General features: G+C 62.0%; 10 protein-coding genes. 8 read left to right on the forward strand and 2 right to left on the reverse strand.

Translation table 11 applies throughout. The features are described from left to right. Positions 1 to 45 precede the first annotated feature (45 nt). The 8 genes from IRZ31_RS15635 (at position 46) to IRZ31_RS15670 (ending at position 10,962) form a co-directional block, all read left to right on the forward strand. Entirely contained in the window at positions 46 to 1,962 is a 1,917-nt protein-coding gene (locus IRZ31_RS15635) for a phosphatidylglycerol lysyltransferase domain-containing protein (RefSeq protein WP_297155277.1), read from the forward strand. Beyond that, the gene (locus IRZ31_RS15640) at positions 1,959 to 3,479 is read left to right on the forward strand and encodes an alpha/beta hydrolase-fold protein (RefSeq protein WP_297155280.1); all 1,521 of its coding nucleotides are present in this window, start codon (positions 1,959 to 1,961) and stop codon (positions 3,477 to 3,479) included. The genes IRZ31_RS15635 and IRZ31_RS15640 overlap by 4 nt, the downstream gene beginning before the upstream one ends. Before the next feature lie 819 nt (positions 3,480 to 4,298). Next, positions 4,299 to 6,296, forward strand: coding sequence for a magnesium transporter (gene mgtE / locus IRZ31_RS15645; protein WP_297155282.1), 1,998 nt, complete (start codon positions 4,299 to 4,301; stop codon positions 6,294 to 6,296). Positions 6,297 to 6,527: 231 nt separating this feature from the next. Continuing rightward, positions 6,528 to 7,412, forward strand: coding sequence for a molybdate ABC transporter substrate-binding protein (gene modA / locus IRZ31_RS15650; RefSeq protein WP_297155284.1), 885 nt, complete (start codon positions 6,528 to 6,530; stop codon positions 7,410 to 7,412). A gap of 1 nt (position 7,413) precedes the next feature. Next, entirely contained in the window at positions 7,414 to 8,262 is an 849-nt protein-coding gene (locus IRZ31_RS15655; protein ID WP_297155286.1) for an ABC transporter permease, read from the forward strand. 329 nt (positions 8,263 to 8,591) lie between these two features. Further along, positions 8,592 to 9,362, forward strand: coding sequence for a ParA family protein (locus IRZ31_RS15660; protein WP_052890922.1), 771 nt, complete (start codon positions 8,592 to 8,594; stop codon positions 9,360 to 9,362). Then, positions 9,355 to 10,407, forward strand: coding sequence for a ParB/RepB/Spo0J family partition protein (locus IRZ31_RS15665; RefSeq protein WP_297155290.1), 1,053 nt, complete (start codon positions 9,355 to 9,357; stop codon positions 10,405 to 10,407). The genes IRZ31_RS15660 and IRZ31_RS15665 overlap by 8 nt, the downstream gene beginning before the upstream one ends. A 15-nt stretch (positions 10,408 to 10,422) precedes the next feature. Beyond that, on the forward strand, positions 10,423 to 10,962 hold the full coding sequence (locus IRZ31_RS15670; protein ID WP_297155292.1) for a DinB family protein: 540 nt from the start codon (positions 10,423 to 10,425) through the stop codon (positions 10,960 to 10,962). A gap of 445 nt (positions 10,963 to 11,407) precedes the next feature. On the opposite strand, the gene IRZ31_RS15675 is transcribed toward IRZ31_RS15670, so the two are convergent. Further along, positions 11,408 to 11,623 carry a helix-turn-helix domain-containing protein gene (locus tag IRZ31_RS15675; RefSeq protein WP_297155294.1) on the reverse strand — a complete coding sequence of 72 codons (216 nt, stop codon included), beginning with the start codon at positions 11,621 to 11,623 and terminating at the stop codon, positions 11,408 to 11,410. A gap of 566 nt (positions 11,624 to 12,189) precedes the next feature. Next, positions 12,190 to 12,453, reverse strand: a 264-nt coding sequence (locus IRZ31_RS15680) for a hypothetical protein (RefSeq protein WP_297155296.1), incomplete at its 5' end; no start/stop codon positions are given.

Consider the following 12,453-nt stretch of genomic DNA (forward strand, 5'->3'; position numbering starts at 1 on the left):
GACAGAGCAGACCAGGCCAGGGATCAGGGCCGGGGAGGGAGGGTTATGAACACTTTCTTCTCGCGGTTTGTAGCGCCACTCCCACGCCCAGGTCAGAAGCCGGTTGCCACGCCGCCGCGCCGCTTGATTAGGGGCCTGCTAGCGCTGACCGTGGCGTTGCTGGGCTGCATTAATGGCCTTGTGGTCTTGCTACCATCCCACCCGGGACGACTGGAGCTGCTGCGCGATCTGGTGACAACCATTGCTCTGCTCGCCCCTTTTGGGCCTGCTTTCTGGCCCTTCGTCCAGACCAGCCACACCATCGCGCTGCTGATCGGCTTCTTCTTGATCCTTCTTGCAATCGGCCTGGCCCGTGGCAAAGAGCGGGCCTGGCAAGTGACCATGTTTCTGCTGCCACTGTCGGCTTTGCTGCATGTGGTGCGTGGTCTGGCCATCGAGGAGGCCCTGCTTTCCTGCAGCCTCTGGGGTGTGCTGTTGCTGGCTCGCCCCTGCTTCCAGGTGGCCAGCGATCCCTGGCGGGTCCGCCAGGGCTTTGCCCTGTTGGCCATTGGAGCCGTCTTGCTCCTCCTCTACGGCATCGGTGGCTACTATCTGATCGAAGGACAGTTTCTGACAACGAGCGGTACGGGGGGCACGCTGCTGGCCCTGCTGCGTCGCATGCTCAATCTACCAGCGCAGGAGTTGCTGCCATTGACTCGACGCGCGCACTGGTTTCTGGACTCGCTGCCCATCTTAGCGGCTACTGCCCTGCTGACTGGCATGGTGGCCCTTCTCCGCCCGGTCAGCGCGCGCTGGTGGCTGGCCCAGCAACGGGAGCGTCTAGCCCAGGTTGAGCAGCGGGCCATCGACCTGCTGCAGCGCTATGGGCAGGAGACCCTGGCCTTCTTCGCCCTGCAGCCGGGGAATCTGCGCTATCTGACACCCAATGGCGAGGGCCTCGTCGCCTACCGGCTGGTCAACACGGTCGCCGTGGTCCCTGGCGACCCCATCTGTCCACCAGAGGCACGCGAGCAGGTCAGTCGTGCTTTTCTGGAGCTGTGTCAGCGCAATGGCTGGCAGGTGGCGATCTACCAGGCTCACCCCGATTTCCTACCATACTATCGCACCTGCGGCCTGAGCATCTTTAAAATTGGCGAGGAGGCATTGATCGACCCACGCAGCTTCAGTCTGAGCGGCTCGGTCATGGCCAATGTGCGCACCAGCAGCCGTCGGGCCGAGCGCGAGGGGGTGACGCTGCGCTGGCTCGAAGAGGCGCCGCCACCCGAGCTGTATGAGCAAATGGTCCAGATCTCGCGCTCCTGGCTCCGACAGAAGGGAGCCCGCGAAACGGAAGAAATGGGCTTCAGCATGGGGCGCCTCAGCGAGTTGCCCGCGATGGCCCAACGGGCCCAGCTGATCGCAGCAGCGGCTGAGAGTACGGACCCAGAGGTCCGCCGGCAGCCCCCGCCACGACTGACGCTGGGGCTGGCCTTCGATCGCACAAATAAGCTCTGCGCTTTTGTCTCCTTCACGCCAATCTATGGTCTCTACGACGCCCGGGATGGCACGCGCCGTGACTGGGGCTGGGCCCTCGATTTGATGCGGCGCGCGCCCGATGCCCCTTATGGCGTCATGGAGCTGCTGCTGGTGCGCTCCATTGAGCGCTTTCGTGAGGCCGGGGCCTGGTTGGTAAGCCTGGGCCTCATCGCTGCCTGCGATACGAATCAGGAGCTTTCTCCTGGCCAGCGCGCGATTGCCAACTTCCTGCTGGAGCACGTCCATGTCCTGGAGGAGCACCGTACACTCTTCCGCTTCAAGCAGAAGTTTCAGCCACGCTGGGAGAGTCGCTACGTGGTCGCCAGCAATACGCTGGCCCTGCCGCGCATCGCGCTGGCCATTCTCAACGCTCATCAGCAGCGCTCAGAGGCCAGGGAGCCTCTTCCCGGTCTGCAAGATCAGAATCTGCTTACGATACATCGATGAAGAATAGATGGCAGCCTTCGGGCCTTGTCGGAGAGAAACGCCCGCGCCGCCCACTGCGGGCGTTTGCACCGCCGCTGCTCTCCTTCGTTGGGGCACTGCTTGGCGGGGCACTACTGACAGTGGGCATGACGCCAGGGTTGAGCGCACTGCTCATCGCGCTGGGCCTGGATATGCAGCGCACCCAGATGTTGACAGCCCTTTTCTGTTGTGCGGGCGCCGGTTTCTGCGGGGGCCTGGTCGGACGCCGCCTTTTGGGTGCCGTACCCGCCAGCCTCTTGCTCTTCTGGTCAGCCTACCTGCAGGATTTCATCGGGGCCGAGCTGCAACCGGTACATGACCCAGGCGGCCAATTGGAGCCGCTGAACGTGGGGGCCTTGATTCACACAGTGCTGATGCTGCTGGCTCTGGCGCTGCTGGCAGCCTTTGCCGGCTGCGCTATCGGTGAGGTCCTGGCTCGTGTGCTCTGCGATCCCATCGTCCAGACCTGGCAGCTCCTGCGCTCTCGCCAGCGTCTTGCTGCCCTGCAGGAGACCGCACCGCTCCCGGTGCCAAAGCTGGCACCGCCTGTCGCCCCCCAACCACGGCCTCTGGCCTTCATGGGGTCCTGGTTGCTGGCCGTCCTGCTGGTCGTGTCACTGATACTGGCCGCCGGTTCAGGCGATCTCTTTCTCTTTGCCCCCGATACCGGTATCCATACACCGCCGGTCATTCACACCGCCGCCGGGCGTCCAAGCAAGGGCACAGTGGTCAAGGATAGCTTCGCCAGCCCTTCTCTGCACGGCCAGCGCCGCTCGTTCCTGGTCTACCTGCCACCGTCCTACAATACGCCCGCCGGCCAACAGCAGCGCTACCCGGTGCTGTATCTGCTACATGGCTCCCCGGGTAAGATCGTCGACTGGGTCACCGGCGGCAAGGCCGAGCAATCCGCCGATACCCTGATTGATCTGGGGAAGATTCCCGAGCTGATTATGGTTTTTCCTGATGGCAATGGGCGTCCCGGTGCGACCAGTGAATGGGGCAACAGCGGCGATGGACGACAGCTTCTGGAGAATTACGTGGCGATCGACCTGGTCCACTACATTGACAGCCACTATCGAACGATCCCTTCGCCAGAGGATCGCGCGATCGGGGGGAATTCGATGGGAGGCTTTGGAGCGGCCAACATCGCCATTCATCACCCCGACGTCTTCGGCTTCGTCATCTCGTTGGGCGGCTACTATCGCGCTGAGGGCCTGATCTGGGGCAGCAATCCGGCCTATCGACGCGCTAATAGCCCACTCTATACCATCGCCAGCAATCGCCGCAGTCAGCGGCTGGCCTTCTTCCTGGGAGCGGCCACGAAAGATCAGCCCTATTATAGCGACACGCTGCAGTTCGCTCAGGTGCTCAAGAAGCTCCACGTACGCTATACGCTTGATATCGAGAAGGGCTATCATTCATGGCACGTCTGGGAGGTCCAGCTCTATCACGCGCTGCTCTGGCTCCACTGGGGCCAGAGCAGTTCCCTGGTCAGCTAGGAGAAACGGGTGACCGCGGGGCGGCGGATTTCCAGAGGCTCGCCGCTCCAGCTTGCCGATTCCGCCATCAGCGTGCTATACTCTGACAAGACATAATGCTTTGTTCTGTTTGTGTGATTCCCGTGACCGCGTCTATTCTTCAGCTCCAGTGCCGGGCCCAGTGGCAAGACTGCTACGCCCCTGCTCTGGAGCGCCGCGGCTCAACGGGCCAAGGAGGTGAGGGACATGGACGCTGGCCCAAGTAGTAGTAGGCGTGTAGCTCTTACATGCCTGCTCGCGGGTAAGTGTGTGTCACCTCATCGAGTAGGGGGGATCTAACTTTCGCCCGACGTATACTGGCGCACGGTCTTATCGCTCACTCCTTTGTTCTGGAGAGCAATTAGTCAGTCAGTGATCGTCCCCTCTGTATCACCACCTTACTCGATGAGCGTGATCCTCTGCCAGCGGTCAGCCGCTATCGAGTAAACACTTCCCGCCTGCCAGTCAGTCCTACGTGCCCTTTTTTCAAGGGTACCCCTGTACGCATGGGTTTCCCGCTTCATTTGCAGCCTTGACCGGGCCGACGCCCGCGCTAAGGCGATGTCTGCCTGTGGCCACTACCCGGCTTGTTCGACCATTCGCTGGTAGACTGTCGCAGCGCTGCGCTCTGGCCTGCCGCCTGCGCCCGGCTTTGCCTTCGCCACGCCCTTCCCGGTCAGGCTGAGATTACTGTGTTCGTCATCGTCAGGCAAGCAAAACAAGTCATAAGCTCCTCTCGCTCAACCACACTGCTGTGGCTGAGCGAACGGCCTGTATTGTCCATCAAGCAGACGAGGAAAGGTGGTGATACCCTTGATCTACTTGAGCACACTGCTGCGTCAGAGTGTCCATGATAGCGAGGGACGGCGCCTGGGTACGCTTTCTGATCTGTATGTCTCGCCGCGCGAGACCTTTCCTTGCGTGACGGCGCTGGTTGTGCGCCCACCGCTGAATACCAATACGCTGGTGGTGCCCTGGTCTCAGGTACACAGCCTTGAAGAGACACCTATCACCCTGAAGGTTCGTCAGGCCGAGATTACCCCCTACACGCCTCAACCCGATGAGCTGCTACTGAAGCGCGATATTCTGGATAAGCAGATCGTCGACACCCAGGGCGTGCGCGTAGTGAAGGTCAACGATCTGAAGCTGGCGCAGATCAAAGGAACGGCGCGTCTGATCGGCGTGGATATCGGCGTGAGTGGCCTGCTGCGCCGGCTAGGGCTGCTGGCCCCTATCGAGCTGCTGAGCCGCGTGCTGCCATTGCGATTGCAGGATCGTACCATCACCTGGAACTATGTGGAGCCGATCCAGGTGGTTCAGGCGAGCGCCAGCACCAGCGAGCAGCTTGCTCCGGCTCTGGCCGGGGCCGGCCTGGGCGGCACCGCCACGGTCACAGCGGGCGGCGTTGTGCCCCAGGTTCAGCTGAGTGTGAGTCGCACCAAGCTGGCGGATCTGCACCCGGCAGATATCGCCGATATTCTGGAGCAGCTCGACGCTCAAGAGGCCGGGGCCATGTTGGAGCGCCTGGACACTGAAACGGCTGCCGATACCCTCAGTGAGGTTGAGCTGCCGCTACAGGCCGAGATTATCAGCGGCCTCGATTCCGAACGCGCTGCGCGCCTCCTGGCAGCTCTGGCTCCCGATGACGTGGCCGACGTCCTGGCCGAGTTGCCACGCGAGGAGGCTGAGCGCTTGCTGAGCCTGCTGCCCGCTGAGGCGGCCCGCCAGGTGCGCGATCTGCTTCACTATGACAAACAAACCGCTGGCGGCCTGATGACCACCCGCGTGCTCGGGCTGCCCCAGCATCTGACGGTCGAAGAGGCACTGGCCTACCTGCGCCACCACGCCGATCATTTGGAGACAATCTATTACCTCTATGTGGTCGATGACGAGCAGCACCTGGTGGGCGTGGTCTCGCTGCGGAGTCTGGTGACTGCCGATCCGCAGACACGCCTGCAGGACCTGCTCAATCCCGATGTGATCCATGTCCATACCGATACCGATCAGGAAGAGGTGGCTCGCCTGATCTCGCACTACGACTTGCTGGCAGTGCCGGTGCTCGACGAGGAGGGTCGCCTGGTCGGCCTGATCACGGTGGACGATGTGATCGACGTGATCCGCGAGGAGCAGGCCGAGGATCTCTCGGAGATCGCCGGAACCAGCGTTGAAGAGTTCACGACCGAAGAGGAAACCCTCTCCTGGCGCGCGGTGCTCGGGCGCGTGACCTGGCTGGCGGTCAACGTTGCCGCCGGGCTGCTGCTGGCGTTGCTCTTGCACGGTCTTTTCGGTCCAGTGTTGCGCGCCAGCGCCCGCCTGACGCAGGACCCGGCGACGTTCGGCGGCCTCTTGCGCGCTCTCCACTCGCCAACAACCTTGAGCGGCATGATCTCGCTACTACCAATGCTTCTGCTGACGAGTAGTAGTGTGGGTTCGCAGGCTCTCGGGGTGACCGGCTGGCAGCTGCGTTCACAGCGCGGACGCGATTTCTGGCGCGGCTTTTTCCGTGAGCTGCAGCTGGGCACCACTGGAGGAGTGCTGGCCAGTGTCTGTGTGGCCGCTCTCAGCTGGGCCCTCTTCGGGTCACCCCTACTGGCACTGGCGATGGGGATCGGTCTGGGCCTGACGCTTCTGCTGGCGGCCATCCTGGGCCTGGTCTTGCCTACGCTCTTCTATCGACTCCATCTACGCGGTAGCTTGCTCAATGCCCCGCTACTGGACCCGCTGATCGCCGTGTTGAGCGTGTGCGCCTTTCTGGGCATTACGCTGCCGTTGCTAACGGGTCCGCTCTATACGGGCTAAGCCCTGTTACAGGGATGGCGGGCCGCCAGCGAGAAAGAGTGCGGCCCGTCCCTGCCCGGCTGGTTGACCTGCCCTCCTTCTGACATCCCCGCTTCGCCTGACTCCTTTTCTGGCTTGACATCTCGGCAATTCCTTCTCTATACTCAATTTGTGAATACTCAAAAATAGAGTTTTCACCACTATTTCAATCGCGCTCATAGCTAGAGAGCAGGGAGAAGAAGGAGGCCTACCATGTCCACAGTCCCCGCGCAGACAGCCTATTTTTCACCCCCGCCGCGCCGACAGGCTCGCTGGCGGCTCCTGCCTGGCGTCTGCTTACTGGTCCTTGCCCTGGCGCTGGGGCTGGCCGCCTGTGGCAATAGCAGTGGAAGCACCAGCAGCACCGGTGGCGCCAGCGCTCCGGCGGTCACTCTCAACGTTTTCGCCGCCGCCTCCCTCAAGAATGCCTTTCAGGACATCGCCAACCAATACCACAAGGCCCACCCCAACGTCAGCTTCAAGTTCAACTTTGCTGGCTCGCAGGTACTGGAGCAGCAGCTGGCCAATGGCGCCCCAGCGGATGTTTTTGCCTCAGCCGACCTGGACAACATGAACAAAGCCAGCCAGGCCGGCCTGGTCAACAATTCCCAGGTCTTCGCCAAGAACCGGCTGGTCATCATCGTGCCCTCCTCCAACCCCGCGGGCGTCAACTCGCTGCAAGATCTGTCCAAGAAGGGCTTGAAGTTTGATATCGCCGCCTCCACGGTGCCAGCGGGCAAATACTGCCGCCAGGCTTTCGACAAGATGGCGCAATCCTCGACCTACGGCCCCCAGTTCGAGAAGGCCCTGCTGAGCAACGTCATTTCTCAGGAGGACAACGTGACGGCGGTGCTGCAGAAGGTTGAGCTGGGCGAGGCCGACGCCGGCTGCGTCTATCAGACGGATGCCGCCAGCGCTCAGGGCAAAGTCAAGATCATCCCTATCCCAGACGAGTTTAACGTCATCGCTCAATACCCGATTGCGGTTGTCAAGACCTCGGCGCACGCCTCGGAGGCCCAGGGCTTCGTTGACTATGTACTTGGGCCGCAGGGACAGGCAACTCTGGAGAAGTATCAGTTCATTCCGAAGAATGGTTGATGTGCAGCAGGCGCCGGCCCCCCGCGCAACCAGGCCGCGAGGCCGGCGTCCCTGGCCCTGGCTTTCACCCGCGCAGGGCCGCGCCCTGATGGCAATCCTGGTCGGGTTGTTGGCCGCCAGTTTTCTGCTCTTTCTGGGCATTCCCCTGGCGGCCCTGCTGCTGCACGAGCCGCCACAGCAGCTATGGAGCGCATTGACGCAGCCCGACACCTTTACGGCCCTGCAGTTGAGCCTGGTAACCACCACCGCCAGCACGGCGCTCAGCGTGCTCTTCGGTCTGCCGGTAGCCTGGGTTCTGGCGCGCGTGCGTCTGCCAGGCCGGCGACTGCTAGAGACCCTGGTGACGATGCCAACGGTGCTGCCGCCGGTGGTGGCCGGTGTGGCGCTGCTGCTGACCTTCGGTCGCTTTGGGCTGCTGGGTCGCTATTTGAGCGCCCTGGGGATCAGCCTGCCCTTTACGACGGTGGCCGTGGTCATGGCTCAAACCTTTGTTTCAGCCCCTTTCTTCGTCAACAGCGCCCGCGCCGGCCTGGAGCAACTCGATCCTCGCTATGAACAGGCGGCCTATACGCTGCGCGCCTCACCGTTCTATACCTTTCGCCGCGTGGTGCTGCCCTTGATTCGCCCGGCTCTGTTGAGCGGCATGGGCCTGACCTGGGCGCGAGCCTTGGGCGAGTTTGGAGCCACAATCACCTTTGCAGGCAATTTCCCCGGAACCACGCAAACAATGCCGATCGCTATCTATATCGCGGCGGAAACTAACCTCGATGCGGCGGTAGCGCTCTCGGTGCTGGTCCTGGCGGTCTCGTTCGCCCTGCTGCTGGCGCTGCGCCTGGGGCGCGAGGGCTGAAGGAAGAGACGCAGACAGGCAGACAGACAGGCAGATGCCCCGCTCCCAGAGAGTGACCTCTCCTGGCTCTTGGGGATGCAGGGGGCGGAACAGCCCGCGGGCCAGCCCGGCCTGACCTTTCCCTCTCTCAAGGAAGTAGCTCGCAGCGGCTCTGGTATTGCGGGGCCGGAGCCGGCGAGGAGCAGGAAAAGCTGTTCCTAGTTGCGTCAGCTCTTCCCATTTGTTACAATGTAGGTGCCACTTGCAACACGCGCGGTCATGCTGTCAGTACATCCTTTACACCCGCCCGGCGACGGATCGGTTCGATCAGAAAGGTACGGAAGTAACCAGTGTCGAAAGTCTACGCAATCGCCAACCAGAAGGGCGGTGTGGGCAAAACCACCACCGCTATCAACCTTGCAACCTATCTGGCAGCCGCGGGTCGCAAAGTGCTCCTGGTTGACATGGACCCGCAGGCCAACACGACCAGCGGCATTGGCGTTGCTCCGAAGGTGCGCGAACACACCGTCTACGACCTGCTGGTCAGGCAGGACGAAGGTGTCACGATTTTTGATGTCATCGTACCGACCAAGCGCCGCGAGCTGGTAGTCGCGCCCTGTACCGTCGATCTGGCCGCGGCGGAGATCGAGCTGGTCAGCGCCCTGGCCCGCGAGCAGCGCCTGCGCCAGGCACTGGAGCCTATTCGGCGCCGTTGTGACTATATCTTGATCGATTGTCCGCCCTCGCTCGGCCTGCTGACCGTCAATGCGCTGGTGGCTGCCGATGGCGTCATTATTCCGATCCAGTGCGAATATTTGGCCCTGGAGGGCCTCACTAAGTTACTGAATACGATCCAGCTCGTGAAGAATAAATTGAACCCCGACCTCTACATCGCTGGCGTCCTGTTGACGATGTACGATCCCCGTACGCGGCTGGCCGGCGAGATCGTCCGTGAGGTCCGCGGGCATTTTCCGAACGAGGTCTTTAATACGATCGTGAATCGCAATGTGCGCCTCAGCGAGGCCCCCAGCTTCGGGCAGCCGATTCTGGACTACGATCCCGATTCGCCCGGCGCCCTCGCCTATCGCGCGCTGGCAGAGGAGGTAATGGCCCGTGGTTAATAAGAAGTCTCCGATCGGGCGCGGTCTCGATGTCCTTTTCTCTGGCTCTGGCGCCTCTCCTGCCCCCGCCGCGGAGACCCCCGCTGCGCGCCAGCCGGTGCCGCGAGCGGACGCCGAGGGCGCGATTCAGCTGGTTCCTATCGATAGTATTTTGCCTAATCCACGCCAGCCGCGGCGCATCTGCCGCGACGACGACCCTGCCCTACTGGAGCTGAGCGCCTCCATTAAAGAGCACGGCCTGCTCCAGCCCCTGATTGTGACGCGCCTGGAAGAGGAGAGCACTGTCTCCCCCGACCCCTGGGCCAGCGCCCCCGATGATGATCCCTGGGCCGCTCCCGCTCCTGCTTCGGCGGCGCAAGCCAGCACTGCCTACGTTTCTCCACTCCGCTACCAGCTGATTGCTGGTGAGCGCCGCTGGCGAGCTGCTCGCCTGGCCGGTCTCTCGCAGGTGCCGGTGATTGTCAAGGAGGCCAGCCCTCAGCAGATGCTGGAGCTGGCGCTGATCGAGAACGTTCAGCGGGCCGATCTCAACCCCATCGAGGAGGCCCTGGCTTACCAGACCCTGGCTCAGGAGTTTGGCCTGACCCACGAGCAGATCGCCGAGCGCGTCGGCAAGCAGCGAACAACGATCACGAATACGCTGCGCTTGTTGAATCTGGCGCCCGCTGTCCGCGAGAGGCTCCTTAACCCAGGCGAACACTTTACCGAAGGCCACGCGCGGGCAATCGCTGGCCTCTCTAGCTATGAAGACCAGGAGGAGGCGCTGCACCAGGTGCTCTCTCGTCGCCTGACGGTGCGCGAGACGGAGGAGCTGGTGCGCGGCTGGAAAAGTCTGGAGCAGCCCGCTCGCCCCACTCCCAGCCGCTCGACCCCGGTGCGCTCCCCCGACCTGGAGGAGTTAGAGACTCAGTTTCGCAATTCGCTGATGGTGAAGGTCGATCTGCGCTGCAATGCCAGGGGCAAGGGCACCATAGTGCTGCATTTCAATAACCAGGAGGAGCTGGAGCGACTCTACGCCCGCCTGGTCAAAAACGAAGTGGAGTAGTTGCGGGAGGCTGCGATGGCTACCCTGGAAGATCCTTTTGGGAAGGTGCGCCCGAAGTTAGTAGCGGCACGCACCGAGTTTCTGGCCGAGTTGGCTCGCTTTCAGGCCGCCGAGCTGGAACGGCGCCCCTCGCCCGAGGACTGGTCGGCTCTGGAAGTGGCCTATCATCTCTATGTCGTCGACGGGCTGACGCTGCAGGAGATGCGACGCGTGCAGGAAGAGGACAATCCCGAGCTGCCGGCGCTGGAGACAGAGGGGCCGCGGGTGACACGCGAGACGGCTCGCGATCTCTCGCTGGACGCGGTGCTGGCCGGCATGGCGGCCCGCCGCGAGGAGATTCTGCAGTTCCTGGCTGAGCTGCCCCCGGCAGCCTGGGAGCGCCCCTGTCATCACCACGCCTGGGGCGCGCTGAAATTCTACCAGTTGGTGAATGTCCTGGCCCAGCATGATCGACAGCACGCCCGCCAGTTGGTGGAGATCCGCGAGCGCCTTCGCCCCAGCGATAGCGGGACGTCACAGGCCGCTTCGGCGAATTCCTCGCTTTCTTCCTCTTGAACTTCCAGCAGCCGAGCCGCTCTTGTTCTTGCGCTGTGGTTCTGCCGTTGTGGTTCTACACAGATCAGCCGCAGCTCAGCCTCGCAAGTCCGGTCGGACTCCCCCTTCTTCGCTCCGCCGACGTCCAGCGGCTCAGCTTAGCAGTTCAGAGAAAGAAAAAGAATAGGAAAGAGCAGGCAGGAAACCCTACCTGCTCTTGTTTCGTTTTTTAGTTCAGAACGTATAAACAGATAAGTAGGAAAGAACAGCTCACCGTCGACTGCGGCTTATCCGCTCAGCTTGACCTGACTGCTGGCCGGCGGAACCGACCCTGCTCCTGGCCTTGGGAAGGCCAGCGCCGCCTTCACTCAGGGCGGGCAGCGCACACAGCCCGGCTCAGGATAGCAGAGGGAACCAGACTGCGCTTGATTGCGCCTGGCTCCCGCCAATACCTACCCGCCGTCAATCAGCTCTGCTGCTCTGGGACTGAGTCGCGGGGCGACTCGCCCAGGAGCTTATCAAGCGTCGTGCGCTTGATCCGGTAGCCATGCCGCTTGCTCTCCTTCTCATGATGGGGGAGGAGAATGGCCTCTAGCATGCCGTTCTTAATCCAGCGCCTAACGGTGGTGGTCTCAACGCGCAAGAGGCGGGCAACTTCGCTGACGGTTAACAATTCTTCCATGTATGGTCACTCCTTTCCAGGTACAGAGGGATAGGAAACGGAAGACGGGCTTCACGCATCGTGACCGCCTCCCTCCTGAGCCATATAATTACTGATGACGGTATGAACGTATGTATGTATCTCATTGATATGTGCCTATCATATGCGATCACGTTTTCTTTTTCAAGGGTTTGCGACAGAAATAGCCATGAAGGGGAGTCTTCGCGCTGACAGCGAAGCTAAAAGTGTCGCACAGAGTGAACATGAGCTGACTCTCAAACACATCGCATGTTCACAACAATGCAGAGCGCTATGTTAGTAGGAGAGGGCAGGAGAGCGCAGAGAGAACCGAAGAGCAAACAAGCAGGCAAGAAGATGGCAGACAGGAGAAAGGACCAGTGCCAAATAGTCAAGAGGAAGGAGAGACCGGGACCTCAATCCAGAGCCGCTCAGAGCAACACCTCCCTTGTTATGGCAGCAGGCTGCCACTGAGCCAGCCAGGAGCGCTGGCCCAACCCACCCCGAGCGTAGGCGATCGGGAGCGGATCACCCTAGCAGAGTGGGGCTATTGCCACGTCAGGCCAGCGCTAGAGACGCAGAGAACGCGAAAGCAGATCAGCGCCTGTACTAGGCCCGCCCATTGCTCCCCCTGGCGCTTGCAGTCGTCCGGACGGTTCGCTGCCGGCGCTTCCCGCCTCCACTGTTTCGAACTGGAAGCCAACCAGGCTGCTGCGCATCTCCTGGATCACTGCCGCTAGCTGTTGAGCCAGTGTATTGACTTCGCTGGCAAAGGCCAGAGAGAGACGCACCGCCTCGCTACTCTCTCCCCCTCCCGCTGTCCCCCCCACAGC

It is taken from the genome of Thermogemmatispora sp., assembly GCF_019683635.1.
Taxonomy (GTDB): domain Bacteria; phylum Chloroflexota; class Ktedonobacteria; order Ktedonobacterales; family Ktedonobacteraceae; genus Thermogemmatispora.

Bases quoted from the DNA above. Each gene is read 5' to 3' on its own strand.
- IRZ31_RS15640 (WP_297155280.1), top strand. From the start codon at position 1,959: ATGAAGAATAGATGGCAGCCTTCGGGCCTTGTCGGAGAGAAACGCCCG.
- IRZ31_RS15670 (WP_297155292.1), top strand. From the start codon at position 10,423: ATGGCTACCCTGGAAGATCCTTTTGGGAAGGTGCGCCCGAAGTTAGTA.
- IRZ31_RS15675 (WP_297155294.1), bottom strand. From the start codon at position 11,623: ATGGAAGAATTGTTAACCGTCAGCGAAGTTGCCCGCCTCTTGCGCGTT.
- IRZ31_RS15635 (WP_297155277.1), top strand. From the start codon at position 46: ATGAACACTTTCTTCTCGCGGTTTGTAGCGCCACTCCCACGCCCAGGT.
- modA (WP_297155284.1), top strand. From the start codon at position 6,528: ATGTCCACAGTCCCCGCGCAGACAGCCTATTTTTCACCCCCGCCGCGC.